This window comes from Novosphingobium sp., from assembly GCF_037133355.1.
Lineage (GTDB): Bacteria > Pseudomonadota > Alphaproteobacteria > Sphingomonadales > Sphingomonadaceae > Novosphingobium.
Window position 1 is genome coordinate 102921 of sequence record NZ_JBAXOI010000010.1, and the last position, 16704, is coordinate 119624.

The 16704-nt window shown below is 65.6% G+C and carries 14 protein-coding genes; 7 read left to right on the forward strand and 7 right to left on the reverse strand.

Annotation, left to right across the window (positions count from 1 at the left end; translation table 11 throughout):
* Window positions 1–31: 31 nt before the first annotated feature.
* From murJ to WCL10_RS11865, 3 genes are all read left to right on the forward strand, one after another.
* Entirely contained in the window at window positions 32–1609 is a 1578-nt protein-coding gene (gene murJ, locus WCL10_RS11855) for a murein biosynthesis integral membrane protein MurJ (protein WP_336895852.1), read from the forward strand.
* Window positions 1610–1622: 13 nt separating this feature from the next.
* Window positions 1623–2642 carry a tryptophan--tRNA ligase gene (gene trpS, locus WCL10_RS11860; RefSeq protein ID WP_336895853.1) on the forward strand — a complete coding sequence of 340 codons (1020 nt, stop codon included), beginning with the start codon at window positions 1623–1625 and terminating at the stop codon, window positions 2640–2642.
* Window positions 2643–2851: 209 nt separating this feature from the next.
* Window positions 2852–3562: a DUF4136 domain-containing protein gene (locus WCL10_RS11865; RefSeq protein ID WP_336895854.1), complete on the forward strand. Its 711-nt coding sequence runs from the start codon at window positions 2852–2854 to the stop codon at window positions 3560–3562.
* Window positions 3563–3579: 17 nt separating this feature from the next.
* Here WCL10_RS11865 and dut read toward each other — a convergent pair whose 3' ends face one another.
* Both dut and coaBC read right to left on the reverse strand, forming a co-directional pair.
* The gene (gene dut / locus WCL10_RS11870; RefSeq protein WP_336895855.1) at window positions 3580–4050 is read right to left on the reverse strand and encodes a dUTP diphosphatase; all 471 of its coding nucleotides are present in this window, start codon (window positions 4048–4050) and stop codon (window positions 3580–3582) included.
* A complete protein-coding gene (gene coaBC / locus WCL10_RS11875) occupies window positions 4037–5230 on the reverse strand; it encodes a bifunctional phosphopantothenoylcysteine decarboxylase/phosphopantothenate--cysteine ligase CoaBC (protein WP_336895856.1) in 1194 nt (397 codons plus the stop codon). Before coaBC ends, dut begins: the two co-directional genes overlap by 14 nt.
* Before the next feature lie 109 nt (window positions 5231–5339).
* On the opposite strand from coaBC, the gene WCL10_RS11880 reads away from it, so the two are divergent.
* A complete protein-coding gene (locus WCL10_RS11880) occupies window positions 5340–5744 on the forward strand; it encodes a hypothetical protein (protein ID WP_336895857.1) in 405 nt (134 codons plus the stop codon).
* On the opposite strand, the gene WCL10_RS11885 is transcribed toward WCL10_RS11880, so the two are convergent.
* The 3 genes from WCL10_RS11885 to WCL10_RS11895 form a co-directional block, all read right to left on the reverse strand.
* A complete protein-coding gene (locus WCL10_RS11885) occupies window positions 5741–6859 on the reverse strand; it encodes an acyltransferase (protein WP_336895858.1) in 1119 nt (372 codons plus the stop codon). The genes WCL10_RS11880 and WCL10_RS11885 overlap by 4 nt on opposite strands.
* 1 nt (window position 6860) lies before the next feature.
* Window positions 6861–8420 carry a 2-polyprenylphenol 6-hydroxylase gene (gene ubiB / locus WCL10_RS11890; protein WP_336895859.1) on the reverse strand — a complete coding sequence of 520 codons (1560 nt, stop codon included), beginning with the start codon at window positions 8418–8420 and terminating at the stop codon, window positions 6861–6863.
* A gap of 143 nt (window positions 8421–8563) precedes the next feature.
* Window positions 8564–9316 carry a class I SAM-dependent methyltransferase gene (locus tag WCL10_RS11895; RefSeq protein ID WP_336895860.1) on the reverse strand — a complete coding sequence of 251 codons (753 nt, stop codon included), beginning with the start codon at window positions 9314–9316 and terminating at the stop codon, window positions 8564–8566.
* A gap of 59 nt (window positions 9317–9375) precedes the next feature.
* Between WCL10_RS11895 and mutM the strand changes: the two genes are divergently transcribed.
* A complete protein-coding gene (gene mutM / locus WCL10_RS11900; RefSeq protein WP_336895861.1) occupies window positions 9376–10188 on the forward strand; it encodes a bifunctional DNA-formamidopyrimidine glycosylase/DNA-(apurinic or apyrimidinic site) lyase in 813 nt (270 codons plus the stop codon).
* Between the two features lie 69 nt (window positions 10189–10257).
* Window positions 10258–11229 (forward strand): nitronate monooxygenase family protein, encoded by a 972-nt coding sequence (locus WCL10_RS11905; RefSeq protein ID WP_336895862.1) that lies wholly within the window; start codon window positions 10258–10260, stop codon window positions 11227–11229.
* Window positions 11230–11381: 152 nt separating this feature from the next.
* On the opposite strand, the gene WCL10_RS11910 is transcribed toward WCL10_RS11905, so the two are convergent.
* Window positions 11382–12512 (reverse strand): acyl-CoA dehydrogenase family protein, encoded by a 1131-nt coding sequence (locus tag WCL10_RS11910; RefSeq protein ID WP_336895863.1) that lies wholly within the window; start codon window positions 12510–12512, stop codon window positions 11382–11384.
* A gap of 61 nt (window positions 12513–12573) precedes the next feature.
* Complete coding sequence (locus WCL10_RS11915; RefSeq protein WP_336895864.1) at window positions 12574–13767, reverse strand: acyl-CoA dehydrogenase family protein; 1194 nt, start codon at window positions 13765–13767, stop codon at window positions 12574–12576.
* A 311-nt stretch (window positions 13768–14078) separates the two neighbouring features.
* Between WCL10_RS11915 and WCL10_RS11920 the strand changes: the two genes are divergently transcribed.
* The gene (locus WCL10_RS11920; protein WP_336895865.1) at window positions 14079–16631 is read left to right on the forward strand and encodes a TonB-dependent receptor; all 2553 of its coding nucleotides are present in this window, start codon (window positions 14079–14081) and stop codon (window positions 16629–16631) included.
* The last annotated feature ends 73 nt before the right edge of the window (window positions 16632–16704 follow it).

The following is a 16704-nucleotide window of genomic DNA, read 5'->3' on the forward strand; positions in this document are numbered from 1 at the left end:
TCATGGCGCCTCCGGCCATGAAGCGCCTGCCATGAACCTTCTGAAGGCGACCGGCACGATCGGCGGGCTCACGCTCGCCAGCCGCGTGCTCGGCCTGGTGCGCGACAGCCTGTTTGCCCGCTATGTGGGCGCAGGCTTCGCGTCTGACGCGTTCCTCGTTGCTTTCCGCCTGCCCAACATGTTTCGCGCCCTTTTCGCCGAGGGTGCGTTTGCATCCGCTTTCATCCCGATGTTCAATCGCAAGGTCGGCGACCCGGAAGGGCAAGGCCTGCCCGACGGGCTCGATTTCGCCGAGCGTGCGCTGGCCGTGCTGCTGCCGGTGCTGATCGTGATGACGGTGCTGCTCGAGATCCTGGCCTGGCCGGTTACCTTCGTCCTTTCCGGCCGGTTCAACGGCGTGGGCCCGGACCAGTTCGCCTTTGCCGTCGCGCTCTCGCGCATGACGATCCCCTATCTCATGCTGATCAGCCTCGTTTCGCTGTGCGGGGGCATTCTCAATTCGCTGCACAAGTTCTGGGTAAATGCTGCGGCGCCTATCCTGCTCAACGTCACGCTGATCGCCGCACTGCTGCTGTTTCATTCGGTCAATCCGCTGGAAACCGCGCGCAATCAGGCAATCGCCGTCTCGGTCTCGGGCGCACTGCAACTGGCGTGGCTGGTCCTGGCCTGCCGCCGCGCCGGGGTGAGCCTGCGACTCAGGGTGCCCCGCCTGGATGCGGACGTGAAGCGCCTGATGACGCTGATCTGGCCGGCAGCTGCGGGCGCCGGGGCCGTACAGATCAACCTTGTCGTCTCGACCGCGCTTGCCGCCTCGCTCCTCGCGCACGGTTCGGTGACCTATATCTACATGGCCGACCGGCTCAACCAGTTGCCGCTGGGCCTCATCGGCATCGGCCTTGGTACTGTGCTGCTCCCCACGATCTCCCGCCAGCTTGGCGGCGGGGACGAAGTGGGGGCCATGGAAACGCAGAACCGCGGGCTTGAACTCGCGCTGCTGCTCACTTTGCCCGCAACGGTCGCGCTCGTGCTTTGCGGCGAGCCGATTGCCGCCGCGCTGTTCGGCTATGGCCGCTTCACCGTGGCCGATGCCCATGCCACTGCGCAGGCGCTCGCCGCGTTCTCGATCGGCCTGCCGAGCTACATCCTCGTCAAGGTGTTGACCCCGGGTTACTATGCACGGCAGGATACGGTCACTCCGGTGCGCTATGCCTCGATCTCGATGCTGATGAACCTCGGCCTCAATCTTGCGCTGATCCTCCCGCTCCAGCATGTCGGCCCGCCACTGGCGACCGCGATCGCCTCCACCGTCAATGTCTTCATGCTCTACCGCACGCTGGTGCGGCGCGGCCATTTTGCGCTCGATGCGCGGCTCCGGCGCCGCGCGCCGCGGCTCGCGCTGGCGGCACTGGCGATGGGCGTGGTGCTCTGGGCGGGGCAGGGCATGCTCATGCCCTATGTCCACGGCACCTGGTTCGTGCGGTTTCTGACCCTCGCCGTGCTGGTCTCGGCGGGCGGGCTCGTCTATGGGCTCGGCGCCATCCTGCTCGGCGCGTTCTCGCGGGATGATCTCAAACTGCTCCTGCGGCGCAGGCGCGCGAACCCTCAATAGCGAGCTTACCCCCATGCGTATCGTCTCGGGCATCCAGCCCACCGGCAATCTCCACCTTGGCAACTATCTGGGCGCGATCCGGAACTGGGTGGCGATGCAGGATGACTGGACCGCGAAGGGGGGCGAGTGCCTCTATTTCCTCGCCGATCTCCACGCGATCTCGATGCCGCACGATCCTGCCGCGCTCACCGCCGGCACGCGCGAGATGGTCGCGGCGCTGGTCGCTTGCGGGATCGATCCGGAACGCTCGATCCTGTTCAACCAGACGCAGGTCCCCGCCCATGCCGAGCTGCAATGGCTGCTCACCGGCACCGCGCGGATGGGCTGGCTCAACCGTATGACGCAGTGGAAGGACAAGGCGGGCAAGAACCGCGAGGGCGCGAGCGTCGCGCTGTTCACCTATCCCGTGCTGCAGGCGGCGGACGTGCTGCTCTATCAGGCGACCCACGTGCCGGTGGGCGAGGACCAGAAGCAGCACCTCGAACTGGCGCGCGACATTGCGCAGAAGTTCAACAACGACTTTGCGGCAGAAGATGCGCCCGTCTTCACGCTGCCCGAAGCGATCATTCCGCCCGAAGCCGCGCGGATCATGAGCCTGCGCGATGGCAGTGCCAAGATGTCGAAGTCCGATCCTTCGGACATGAGCCGCATCAACCTCACCGACGATGCCGATGCGATCATGCAGAAAGTGCGCAAGGCCAAGACCGATCCCGAGCCGCTGCCCGGCGAAATCGAAGGCCTCAAGGAGCGGCCCGAAGCTGCCAACCTTGTCGGCATCTACGCCGCGATGGCGGGGATCAGCCAGGCCGATGTGCTGGCCCAGTTCGCGGGCCAGGGCTTCGGCGCGTTCAAGCCCGCCCTGGGTGAACTGCTGGTGGAAAAGCTTTCGCCGATAACAGCACGCTACAGCGACCTGCGCACCGATACCGCCGCGCTCGATGCGATTCTTGCCGCCGGTGCGCAGCGCGCGCGTGCGCTGGCCGTGCCGACGCTCGAGCGCGCCTATGCTGCTCTGGGCTTGCTTCGGGGTTAGCGTCTGTTGCGATTTTGGCAGCGTGCTGCCGGTGTGTAACAAATTGCATCACCTTGGCGGCAAGGCTCCGTAACCGTACGGATTTCCGCGGTTTTTGCCCATCTGTTCAACCAGCATTCAGCACCTCCCGCGCAGCATTCACTCATGCTACCACTGCCGCGGTGCTGGCTGACAGGGGAGCTGGCGCGCGCACCAAGGAGTCGCCGAAAATGAACCTTAATCCCATGCGTAACCGCTTTGCCCTGATCGCGGCGCCCCTGCTGCTGGCGCTCGGCGCCTGCGCCACGCCGTTCAACGCCAATGTCTCGCGCTTCCAGGCCGAACTGCCTGCTCCTGCAGGCCAGACGTTCGCAGTCGTCCCGCAGGATCCGCGAAACGCCGGCGGGCTCGAATTCTCGCAATACGCCAGCATCGTTTCCGCACAGCTGCAGAAAGTGGGCTATGTCCCCGCCGCCAATGTGCAGGCTGCCGATCTCGTCGTCCAGTTCGACTACGGCGTCGACAAGGGGCGCGACAAGCTGCGCACCACCGGCGTCGGCGATCCCTACTGGGGCGGCTGGTACGGGCCGGGCTGGGGCCCGGGCTGGGGCGGTTTCGGCCCGGGCTGGGGCGGCGGCTGGGGTCGGCGCGGCTTTGGCGGGCCCTGGGGCTACGGGTTCTATGATCCGTTCTTCTTCGGCGGCAGCGGGTACAACAACGTCGATGTCGTGACTGTCTACACCAGCGGCATCGACCTCAAGATCGACCGCCGCGCCGATGGCAAGCGCCTGTTCGAAGGGAAGGCGGAAGCCGCCTCCACCTCGAACCGCCTGCCCTATCTGGTGCCCAATCTGGTCGAGGCGATGTTCACCAACTTCCCCGGCAGCAGCGGGGAAACGGTGCGGATTTCGATCGCGCCTGAAAAGAAGAAGAAGACCTGAGCGCGCGGCGGGTCGGTTCAGCCGGGGAGCGCCGCAAGGCCCCCCGTCGAGCCGAACCCGCCAGCCCCGCGCGCGGTGTCATCCAGCGTGTCGACTTCCAGCCAGCTCGCCCGCGTCACCGGCGCAAGCACCAGTTGCGCCACGCGGTCGCCGCGGCGGATCGAGAACGTCTCCGCGCCAAGGTTGATCATGATCACCTTGAGCTCGCCGCGATAGTCGCTGTCGATCGTGCCCGGCGTGTTGGGTACCGTCACCCCGTGCTTCAGCGCGAGGCCCGAGCGCGGCCGCACCTGGATCTCGAACCCTTCCGGAATCGCCACCGCCAGTCCCGTCGCCACCGCATGGCGCGCGCCCGGCGCAAGGTCCACATCTTCGGCGGCGACCACGTCCATCCCGGCAGCGCCCGCCGTGGCATAGGCTGGGAGCGGCAGGTCGTCGTTACCCGCCAGTCGCTTGACCATCACGGGTACGGGGTCAGGCGAGTGCATCGGCAATCCTTTCGATGAGCGCGGCCGCGACCGCGTCCTTGGGCATCTCGGGCAGGCTTTCAACGCCCCCGGCGTGAACAATGTGCACCGCATTCAGCGCTCCGCCCATGACATCGCCCGATACGTCGTTGGCCACGATCCAGTCCGCGCCCTTCCTCACAAGCTTGGCCTGCGCATGCGGCACCACGTTCTCGGTCTCGGCGGCAAAGCCCACCACGAGGCGCGGGCGATCAGGCGAGGCGGCGAGCCGCGCGAGAATATCCGGGTTTTCGGCCAGCGCCAGCGGCGGCACCGCGCCAGAGCCATCCTTCTTGAGCTTCTGGTCCGCCGCACTCGCCACGCGCCAATCGGCCACGGCGGCGACCATGATCGCGGCATCGGCAGGCAGCGCATCGGCTACGGCCGCCGCCATCTCGCGCGCGGTCTCGACGTCGACGCGCGTCACCCCGGGCGGTGTCGGCAGCGCGACCGGGCCAGCCACTAGCGTGACCCGTGCGCCTGCCCGCGCGGCGGCGGCGGCGATGGCAAAGCCCTGCTTTCCGCTCGAACGATTGGCGATGTAGCGCACCGGATCGATCGGCTCGTGGGTCGGCCCCGCCGTTACCAGAATATGCCGGCCGGCCAGTGGACCGCTGGGCACGCCGCCCAATTTCGCGGCAATCGCGGCAAGGATCGCGGGTGGTTCGGGGAGGCGGCCGGGGCCGAACTCACCGCAGGCCATCGGTCCTTCATCGGGCTCCAGCACGGCCACGCCGTCGGCGCGCAGCGTTGCTATGTTGCGGCGGGTCGCGGGATGTTCCCACATCCGTACATTCATCGCGGGCACGGCAAGCACCGGCTTGTCGGTCGCGAGCAGCAGCGTGGTGGCGAGGTCATCGGCGATCCCCGCGGCCATCTTCGCCATGAGGTCCGCCGTCGCCGGGCAGACCACCACGAGATCGGCGTTCCGCGAAAGCTGGATGTGGCCCATTTTCGCTTCGGCATCGAGGTCCCAAAGCGTGGTGTGAACCGGGTTCTCGCTCAGCGCCGCGAGCGTCATCGGGGTGACGAAATGCGCGCCACCTGCCGTGAGCACGCAGGTCACCTCACCGCCCTCACGCCGGATCAGACGCACGAGTTCCGAGGCCTTGTAGGCCGCGATGCCGCCGCCGACGATGAGGAGTATGCGCTTGCCCTGCATGGCCGCGCTTGTGCAATGGCGCGTGCCCGCACGCAATGGTTTTGCGCGCGCCCCTTGCGCCTTGCCCCGGCCTGCCCCACGCTGGCGCAAACATAAGGAAATCCCGATAATGCGCTTGTTCCTGACCGCCCTGATCTTCCTCGTCGGGCTGTTCGACCTGTTCATGGCGGGCTCGTTCCTGCTGACCCCACAGACCACCGCCTCGGGCGCGGTCTTCGGCTTGGCGCCGATCGGTGTCGCCGGGCTCTCGACGATCCGGGGTGATATGACCTCGTTCTTCGGGGTCGGCGCGGTTTGCATGATGTGGGGCGCCTGGCGCCGCAATGCGGATTTGCTGCTGGTTCCGGCCATGCTCTTCGGAACGACACTTGCCGGCCGCGCGGTCAATCTTGCGGTGATCGGCGCCTATCCTGGCTGGGCCGCACCGATGGCGGTGGAAGCGGGCCATGTCGTGCTGGCGCTCGTGGCATGGCGCCTGCTGCCGCACCACCGGCTTGCGGAAATCGCCGCCTAGACAGCGACCGCGCTGCCCTCGCGACCACGCCGCGCCAGCTTAAGCACCAGCCTCTGCGCCGGCCGCTCGAACCAGCGGTGCGAGGCAAAGCCCGCCAGCACGCTGAGGCCGACGAAGAACAGCAGGAACGCCGGCTGCCGCGCAATCGCGCGCGAACCCAGCGTTTCGTCGAGCAGCAGCACCAGCGCCAGTTGCAGCGGGAAGTGCCAGAGGTAGACCCCGTAGGAGGCATCGCCGAGGTGCCGCGCCACCGCGAGCCGGTCGTCTCGATCGGCGGTGTCGACCGCCAGCATGGCCATGAGCGCGGCGAAAGTCCCGGCCAGCGTCGCGGCATCGCCCCATTGCCACGCAAGGCCCAGCCACAGCGCCGCCAGCGTCAGCGCTGCTGCCAGCACTGCGAGCACCCCGGCCTTGAGCCCGCGCTGCAGCGCCGCGCCATAGACCGCCGCGCCGCCGAAGAAATAGCCGATGCAGGTCAACACCGGCCCGTCCGGCGCCTTCACGAAGAAGAGCGCCAGCGCCAAGACCGCCGCCATCAGCGCCATGGAGAAGGGCGAGCGCCTGAGGCTCGGCAGCAGCAGCCAGAATGCGGCATAGGCCAGAATCTCGGTCGACAGCGACCACGAAGGCCCGTTGAACGACTGGTCCGCCTGCCAGCCCCAGTAGTGTGCAAGGCCCAGGCTCAGCAGGAAATGCCGCGCATCCTGGTGGTGGTAGATGAATTCGGTGCCGTTCGCGCCGCTGTAGGCCGCTTGCATCACCGCGACGAGCCCTAGCGTCAGGAGGTGCAGCGGCCAGAGCCGCGCCACCCGCGCCAGCCAGAACCGACCCCGCGCGCCTGCATCGGCAAGATAGACATGCGCGAAGACAAAGCCCGAAACCGCCCAGAAATACTGCACCGCGACGTGGCCATAATCGAACAGCCACCAGAGCTCGCGGTAGAGCGGCGAAACCACCTGGCGGTTGACGTGGAACTGGTAGTCCACCGGCGGCACGAAGAAATGCTGGTAATGCCAGAACAGCACCGCGCAGGCAGCGACAAGGCGCGAAAGATCGAGCGCGTTGAAATGCCGCTTTTCGAGCCTGAGGCCCGGCAGAGGTGCTGACCGGGTCACATCAGCCCCACAGGCCAGCGGCAAATGTCCCCGCCGTGAGCGCCGCGCCTGCCGCGGCCGCTCCGATATAGCCCAGCCAGCCCGCGCCCTTGCCGCGCCGCTCCCAGATCAGGTCCATCGGCGGCAGCGGCGGGTCCTCGGGCGCCCCGCCCTTCACCGGCACGCGCTCGTCGATCCGTCGCACCAGATCGGGCAAGCGCAGCAATGTCTTCACGTTCTCGCGGATGCGGTCGGCGATCGCGGCTTCGGGGCCCAGCTCATCGCGAATCCAGTCGCGCACATAGGGCGCGGCCACCTCCCACATGTTGATCGAAGGGTCGAGCTGCGTCGCGATCCCCTCGACCATGACCATGGTCTTCTGCAGCAGCAGCAGGTGCGGCTGGGTCTGCATGTCGAAATCGCGGGTGATCGCGAAGAGGCCGTCGAGCATCTGACCCACCGACAGCTCGCTCACCGGCTTGCCACGCATCGGCTCGCCGACCGCCCGCAGCGCCGTCGCGAACTCGGCAACTGAATGGTAGCTCGGCACGTATTGCGCCTCGAAATGAATCTCGGCGACGCGTGTGTAGTTGCCGGTGGTCAGGCCATAGAGGATCTCGGCCAGCCACTGCCGCGCGCGCCGGTCGATCCGGCCCATGATGCCGAAGTCGATCGCAGTGATCGTGCCGTCGGCTTCGATGAACAGGTTGCCCTGATGCATGTCGGCGTGGAAGAAGCCGCCGCTGATCGCCTGATTGAGGAACGCCAGCACCAGCCGGCTGGCCAGCGCCTTGCGGTCGTGGCCTGCGGCGTCGATCGCGGCATTGTCGCTGATCTTGATCCCGTCGATCCAGTCGAGCGTCATCACCCGGCCATTGGTGCGGTCCCAATCGATGCTGGGCACGCGGTAGCCGTGGAAGGCGTGCATCTGCTCGGCAAGCTCGGAGGCAGAAGCTGCCTCGCGCCGCAGGTCAAGCTCACGCAAGGTCCAGCGTTTGAAGTTGGCGATCACCATGCGCGGCCGCAGGCGCGAAGCCTCGCCGCCCAGGCTTTCGAGATGCGCTGCAGCCCATTCGTAGGTCGCGATATCGGCGGCGAACTTCTCGCGCACGCCCGGGCGCAGCACTTTCACGGCCACCTTGCGCCCGTCGGTCGTGACTGCGCGGTGCACCTGCGCCACCGAAGCGGCGCCCACCGGTTCTTCCTCGAACTCGGAAAACAGGCTCTCGAGCGGCCGCTCGAACGTTGTCTCGATCTCGCGGCGGATCAGCGCAAAGGGCACCGGCGGCAGCCTGTCCTGCAGCTTGAGCAGGTTGGCGGCGGGCTCGGGCCCCACCAGATCGGGCCGCGTCGCGAGGGTCTGCCCCAGCTTGATCGCTGCCGGGCCGATTGCGCGGAAAGCCCCGGCGTAGTCGCGCGATCGGCCCTTGCCGGTCAGTGAAATCCAGCGTGCCAGCTTGACGAGCCGCCGCACCGGTGGGGGCGTGTTCGCATCGTTCTCGATGCCGATCAGCGCGCCGTGGCGGGCAAGCGTGATGCCCCAGCCGAGCAGGCGGCGGATATGAGTGATGTGGTGAGCCACCGTTTAAGCCCCCTCCTCTTCAGAGGAGGGGGTTGAGGGTGGTGGAAGCAAGCGCAAAAGCCTGCGGTTGGCAGTGGCCACGGCCACCACCCCCCGGCCCCCTCCTCTGAAGAGGAGGGGGAGACGCTCAGCGCCTGTTTGCATCAGATCTTCCAGCCCGAATGGATCGCCACCACGCCGCCGAGGATCGATTCGACCTTGGTGTGGCGGAAGCCCGCCGCGCGGATCATGCCTTCGAATTCGCGCATCTTGGGGAAGCGGCGGATCGATTCGATCAGGTAGCGATAGGAATCGGCGTCCCCGGCGATCATCTGGCCCAGCTGCGGCACGACCCTGTGCGAATAGAGATCGTAGACTTCGGCAAAGCCCGGCCATTCGGTGGTCGAGAACTCGAGGCAGAAGAACCGCCCGCCGGGCTTCAGCACGCGGTGCGCCTCGGCCAGCGCCAGATCGATCCGTGTCACGTTGCGGATGCCGAAGGCGATCGTGTAGGCGTTGAATTCCTTGTCGCCGAAGGTCAGCTCCTCGGCGTTCTGGCGCGACCACGTCAGGCCCGCGATGCCGCGCTGCTCCGCGCGCTCGATACCCACGTCGAGCATGTCCTGGTTGATGTCCGAGACGGTGATCAATGCGCCGTGCCGCGCCATGCGGAAGGCGATGTCGCCCGTGCCGCCCGCCATGTCGAGGATGGTCTCGCCCTCGCGCGGCTTTACCCGGCGCACGAAGCGGTCTTTCCACAGCCGGTGCATGCCCGCCGACATGGCATCGTTCATCCGGTCGTAGTTCTTCGCGACGGAGGAAAACACTGCGCCCACGCGCTGGGTCTTTTCTTCCGGGGTCACCTCCTCATAGCCGAAGGAGACGGTTTCGGGCTCGGCAGCGGTTGCGTCAGTCATACCCTGCGCCTTTACGTGGGAATTGCCGCAACCGCAAAGCCTGTTAGGGGCAAAGCACGATGCCCGAATTGCCCGAAGTCGAAACCACCGTCCGCGGCCTTGCCCATGTCCTCGATGGACAGGTCATCGCGCGTATCGAGACCCGCCGCGCGGACCTGCGCCGCCCGTTTCCGGAGGGTCTCGTGCAGGTGCTCACCGGCGCGCGCATCACCGGCCTTGGCCGCCGCGCGAAGTACGGCCTCATCCACGTGGATCGCGGGCAGACAATGGTGTTCCACCTCGGCATGAGCGGGCGCTGGCGAATCGACCCTGAGGAAATCGGCAAGCACGATCATCTGGTGATCGAGACGGGGGCAGGGAGCACTCTCGCCCTCAACGATGCGCGCCGCTTCGGCTCGGTCGATCTGGTCGATACCGCCGCGCTGGAACAATGGCCCCAGTTCGCTGCGATGGGTCCCGAACCGCTCGGCCCCGGCCTCACACCGGCGCACCTCGCCAAGGCTTTCGACGGCCGGTTCGCTGCCGTAAAGCTGCTCCTGCTCGACCAGCAAATCGTCGCCGGTCTCGGCAATATCTACGTCTGCGAGGCACTCCACCGCGCGAAGATCCATCCGGAGCGCGAGGCGGGCAAGGTCAGCCGCGCCGCATTGGGCCGGCTGGTGCCCGAAATCCGCGCCGTGCTGGAGGAGGCGATTCGCGCCGGCGGCTCCACTTTGCGCGATTACGTGCGCCCCGATGGCGAGCTAGGCTATTTTGCCAAGGACTGGCGCGTGTATGGCCGCGAAGGCGAGCCCTGTGGTTGTGGCAAACCGGTCGAGCGGCTGGTGCAGGGCGGGCGCTCCACCTTCTTTTGCGGCTCCTGCCAGAAATAGCAGGCCACCGGGCTCTTGCGCAGAACCATTGTGCTGTCCAATCTCCCGGGCAAAAGGGAGAGACCACAGATGAAGACCCGTATCACCGAACTGTTCGGCATCGAGCACCCGATCATCCAGGGCGGCATGCACTATGTCGGCTTTGCCGAAATGGCCGCCGCGGTTTCCAACGCGGGCGGGCTCGGCATCATCACCGGCCTTACGCAGAAGTCTGCCGCCGATCTCGCCAACGAAATCGCGCGCTGCAAGGACATGACCGACAAGCCGTTCGGCGTGAACCTCACGTTCCTGCCCACCGTCAACGCGCCTGATTATCCAGGCTACATCCGGGCGATCATCGAAGGCGGGGTCAAGATCGTCGAGACTGCAGGCAACAACCCCGCGCCGTTCCTGCCCTATTTCAAGGACGCCGGGATCAAGGTGATCCACAAGTGCACCTCGGTGCGCCACAGCGTGAAGGCGCAGAACGTCGGCTGCGATGCGATCTCGGTCGATGGCTTCGAGTGCGGCGGCCATCCGGGCGAGGACGATATCCCGAATTTCATCCTGCTCCCCCGCGCGGCGGAAGAGCTCACCATCCCCTTCGTCGCCTCGGGCGGCATGGCCGATGGCCGCAGCCTCGTCGCCGCGCTCGCCTTGGGCGCGGAAGGCATCAACATGGGCACGCGCTTCATCGCCACCCAGGAAGCGCCAGTGCATGAAAAGGTGAAGCAGGCGCTGCTCGCCGCCTCCGAACTCGACACCCGCCTCGTCATGCGCCCGCTGCGCAACACCGAACGCGTGCTGACCAACGCCGCCGTCGAACGCCTGCTCGAAAAGGAACGCCGTTTGGGGGCCGACATCAAGTTCGAGGACATCATCGAGGAAGTCGCGGGCGTCTACCCGCGCATCATGATGGACGGCGATATGGAAGCCGGCGCGTGGAGCTGCGGCATGGTTGCCGGCCTCATCCACGATATCCCGACCTGCAAGGAGCTCGTCGACCGGATCATGGCGCAGGCCGAAGGCATCATCCGTGAACGGCTGGCGGGTATGGTGTAGCGTCCGCTTCCAGACAATCCGCCGAATCCTGACACCACTTCGTCATTGCGAGCGTAGCGAAGCAATCCAGAGCGTCATGCACGACCGCTCTGGATTGCTTCGTCGCTACGCTCCTCGCAATGACGAGGTTGGGGGAGGGACGTCCGGCAGCCTCAGGCCGCCAGCGTCAGATCCTCGAACCGGCCAAGGTGGAAATCCGCAGAGCCGAACTGGTTCTCGATCATCGTCCCACGCTTGAAATAGTGGCCGATGGCGAGTTCCACGGTGATCCCGATGCCGCCATGCGTCTGGATCGCGTTCTGCCCGACAAAGTTGATCGACCGCGAAACCTTGGCCTTGGCAAGACTTACCGCCGCCTTGCGCTCGGCTGCGGGCAGGTCGAGTTTCAGCGTGCCCATCAGCGCCATCGAAGCGATCTGCTCCACCTCGATGAAAATGTCGGCCATGCGGTGCTGCAGCACCTGGAACTTGCCGATCGGCTGGCCAAACTGCTTACGCTGCTTGATGTAGTCGAGCGTGCCTTCATGCAGCTGGCGGCTGATGCCGATGGCCTCGCCGCACACTGCCATGGTCGCTTCGTCGACCAGCTGCTCGATCAGGCCGAGGCCGCCGGGGATCAGCGCATCGGCGGGGATCGCCACGTTCTCGAAGTAGATCTCGCTCGCCTGGAAGCCGTCAACGGTCGGGTAGTCGCGCCGCACAACGCCCGGCAGGCCTGCCTCGATCAGGAACAACTCGACGCCCTCGCGCTCGCGCTGGCTGCCGCCGGTGCGCGCCGTGACGAGGAGGTGCGTGGCCCATGGCGCGGCATAGACCACGGCCTTGTGGCCCGAGAGGACATAGCCAGCCCCATCCGCCTTCGCAGTGGTGCGCAGGTTGGCAAGGTCGTAGCGGCCCTGCGGCTCGGCATAGGCGAAGGCGATCACGGCATTGCCGGCGATGATCTCGGGGATAACCGCATCGGCCTTGGCCCTGCCAGCCGCCTTGAGCGCGCCGCCGCCGATCACAACGGTCTGCAAGTAAGGCTCTATCGCGATGACCTTGCCCAGCTCTTCCATCATGATCATGTTCTCGAGCGCACCGCCGCCAAGGCCGCCGTGCTCTTCGGCGAAGGGTGCGCCCAGAATGCCGAGCTCGGTTGCCAGCGCTTTCCAGATGCCCGGATCGCGGCCTTCAGGGCGCAAAAGCATCTTCTTGCGCGTCTCGAAATCGTAAGTGTCGGCAAGGAAGCGCGCGAGCGTGTCACGCAGCATGTCCTGCGTTTCGGTATAGCTGAAATCCATTGTCCTCAAATCCCGCAAGAAACGGGCCGCCGCATGCATCGCGCGGCGGCCTCAGGAAAAATCAGAGCCCCAGCACCATCTTGGCGATGATGTTGCGCTGGATCTCGTTGGACCCGCCGTAGATCGTCGTCTTGCGGGTGTTGAAGTAGGTCGGCGCGGCGCGGTGTGCGTAGTCCGGCCCGATCGGGTGTGCGTTGTCGCCCTCTCCGAACCCGCGGAAATAGGGCGCGCCATAATGGCCCACCGCTTCCAGGGTCAGTTCGGTCAGGCGCTGCTGGATTTCCGAACCCTTGATCTTGAGCAGGCTCGATTCCGGTCCCGGACCCTTGCCGGCGCTTTCGCCCGCAAGGCTGCGCAGTTCGGTAAATTCGAGCGCGGTAAGGTCCATTTCCAGCTCGGCGATCTTGCGCTTGAAGAAGGCGTTGGCGATCAGCGGCTGGTCGCCGTCCAGCTCGGTGCGGGCGATGGTTTTCACCTTCTCGATCCCGCGCTTCGAAGCCGCGACCCCGGCAATCCCGGTGCGTTCGTGGGCGAGGAGGAACTTGGCGCAAGTCCAGCCCTTGTTCTCCTCGTAAATGCGGTTCTCCACCGGCACGCGAACGTCTTCGAGCCACACCTCGTTGACTTCGTGTTCGCCGCCCAGCGTGATGATCGGGCGCACGGTGATGCCGGGCGACTTCATGTCGATCAGCAGGAACGAAATGCCTTCCTGCTGCTTGGCATCGGGATCGGTGCGGACGAGGAAGAAGCCCCAGTCGGCATGCTGTGCCATCGTCGTCCAGGTCTTCTGGCCGTTGACGACGTAGTGGTCACCATCCCGCACAGCCTTGGTGCGCAGCGAGGCAAGGTCGGAGCCCGAACCTGGCTCCGAATACCCCTGGCACCACCACACATCACCCGAAAGGATGCCGGGGAGGTACTTCGCTTTCTGCTCGGGAGTGCCGAAGGTGTAGATCACCGGGCCGACCATCGAGAGGCCGAACGGCATCAGGCGGATGCAGTCCGCGCGTGCGGTCTCTTCAGACCAGATGTACTTCTGCGTCGCGGTCCAGCCGGTGCCGCCATACTCGACCGGCCATGCCGGGGCGATCCAGCCCTTCTTCGCCAACACCTTGTGCCAGGAGAGGAAATCTTCCTTCGAAAGCTCGTCGCCTTCGTCCTGCTTGCCGCGCAATTCGGCCGGATAGTTCTCGGCGATGAAGGTGCGCACTTCCTGCTGGAAGGCCAGATCCTCGGGGCTGAAATCAAGATGCATGGTGCTCTCCCTTTTCAAATCACGGCCTTTTCGGCGTCGATGCGGCGGGACTCGGGCCTCGCGAGCGAAACCGGTCTCCTGTCCCCCTCCATCCTGCCACTTTACGTAAACGTCAAGGGTCCGTTGGTCCAGGGTGGGCACGGGGTGGTGGCGCAAGGATGAAACCCCCAAGTGACGATTCCGATTCAATCGCTTGAATTCATGCTTGCGCTTCGCCGGACCTTTTGCCAGAGACGCCCTACGCGGCCGTCTCGAGCTTTCGATTCGCGGCGTTCGTACGCACAAAAGTGCTCGCAATCGGGGAGGAACCTGTGAAGCTCACTGCAATTCAATCGTGTGCATCCGTCATTGCGCTGGCCATCGCCGGCCTCTCGACGCCGGTGTTCGCGCAAGCCGCCGCGCCTGCGGCCGCCGATGCCGCCACTGCCGACAAGGCCGAGGGCGACACGCTCAGCGAAATCGTCGTTACCGCCTCGACCGGTACCAAGAGCAAGCTCGACAGCTCGGTCTCGATCTCCTCGGTTGATTCGGCGATCATCGCCAACTTCCGCCCGATGTCGGAAGGCGATCTGCTGCGCCTGCTGCCGGGGCTTCAGCCCAACGTTTCGGGCCCGGGCGGCAACGGCAACTTCGCCGTGCGCGGCCTGCCCGTCGCCACCGGCGGCGCCACTTTCGTCCAGCTGCAGGAAGATGGCCTGCCCACCGTGCTGTTCGGTGACATCCAGTTCGGCAACAACGACTACTGGACCAAGTCGAGCCCGATGGACGCGCGCGTCGATGCCATCCGTGGCGGCACCGCTGCCACGCTGGCCAGCCAGGCCCCCGGCGCCGTGATCAACTACATCAGCAAGACCGATCGCAGCGAAGGCGGCTACATCCAGGTCGAGCGCAACCTCACCTACGATTACACCCGCGCCAGCTTCCGCTTCTCGGGCGCGATCGACGACAAGACCCACTTCAACATCGGCGGTTACTATGGTGCCGGCGATGGCCCGTGGCACTCGGGCTACAACCTCAGCAAGTCGTACCTGATCAAGGGCAACATCACGCGTGAGTTCGACGAGAACCGCGGCTTCTTCCGCCTCTACTTCAAGGCGCAGGACACGCAGGAGCCCAACACCCAGGGCGGTATCGCCTGCGGCAGCCTGAGCGGCGGCAAGGTCTCCAACCTTCAGGCCTGCCCGGGCTTCGATCCGCGCCGTGCGTCGAACTTCTCGGGCTTCAACCCGGTCGTCAACTACGTCGATTTCGACAGCCGCGGCCTCGCCAGCACCCCGCTGAACGGCATCACCACCAACGCCCAGTCGCTCCAGGCGCAGCTGCACTACAAGTTCGACAACGGCATCACCGTCGACAACAACGCGCGCTACACCAACATGAGCGGCGGCTTCTCGTCGAACTTCCTCAGCGTCTCGCCGCTCTCGGGCCTGATCGGCTCGACCAAGAACGGCGGCACCGTTGCCCGCGCGGTCTATTCGGCGGGTCCGGATCGCGGCAAGGACGTGAAGGAAGCGTTCTACAACAACAACGTCTCGGTCTACACGCGGATCCGCGACGTCGGCAGCTTCGTGAACGATGCAAAGCTCAACTGGCAGGGTGATCTCGGCGCGGTGAAGGCCAACCTCACCGCCGGCTGGTTCTACATGAACCAGAAGATCGCGATGGATTGGCACCCCAACCAGTTCAACGGTTCGCTGACCCCGGCCGCTTCGCCGATCGACCTGCTCGATGCGGCCGGCAATCTGCTCAGCGCCAATGGCTTCACCGGTTACAACAACAACTGGGGTGGTTGCTGCGCCCGCACCTACGACTACACCTTCACCGACAACGCGCCTTACGCCGACTTCATCTTCGACGTGGGCAAGTTCGAGCTCGACGCCTCGGTCCGCCACGACATCAACAAGGGAACGGGCTCGGGCATCAACGCCAATCCGCTGACGGGTGATGCGGTAACGCACTTCATCTCCACCAACGCGGTGAATCCGGTCACGGGCGCGTCGCAGGCGGTCTCGCTGCCTTACTACCTGCCCGATGGCGCGCGTGAGACCATCAACTACACCAAGCAGACCACCTCGTGGTCGGTGGGTGCCAGCTTCAAGCCGATGGACAATCTCAACCTGTTCGTCCGTGCTTCGAAGGGCGTACGCGCCAACGCGGATCGCCTGACCTTCAGCGGCTACTTCAACGCCAATGGCACGCTCAACGCCAAGGGCAACACGGCGGTTTCGAACAACGTCTACCAGTACGAAATCGGCCTGAAGAACCGCGGCAGCATCGGCGGCGCGCGCTACACGGTCGAGCTGACCGGCTATCACAGCCACTTCAACATCACGACCTTCGAGCTCAGTCAGACGATCTGCCCGATTGTCACCGGCAGCCCGACGACGTTCACCTGCATCATCTCCGACAAGTACAAGACGACGGGTGCGGAGTTCTACGGCACGCTCAGCGCGGGCGGTTTCAGCCTCCTCGCCAACATGACCTACAACAAGTCGAAGAAGCAGCCCTCGGCGCCGGGTTCGGTGTTCAAGCGGTCGAACAACATCCCCGACCTCTCGTACACCTTCGCCGCCAACTACGACTTCAACGCCATGGTCTCGCTCGGCGCTAACATCACCGGCGTGACCTCCACGCTCGATGGTGCGGGCAACGAATGGCCGGGTGGCAGCGTGGTCGGTGCGAACGTCAAGTTCCGCCCGATCGACAATCTCGAGATCGGCCTCAATGCCTACAACCTGTTCGACAAGCTGACCCCGCTCGGGCCGGCCGGAACGGACTACAACGCGGGTGGCGGCAAGTTCATCGGCGGCATCTCGCCGGTGCTCGGCCGCAACGTGAACGCTTCGGTTCGCTTCAGCTTCTGACGGGCTGGCGTCCGCACCTGCGGGCGAGGTAACTCAAAAGGGGTGGGTGCGGCCAGGCGGCTGTGCACCCACC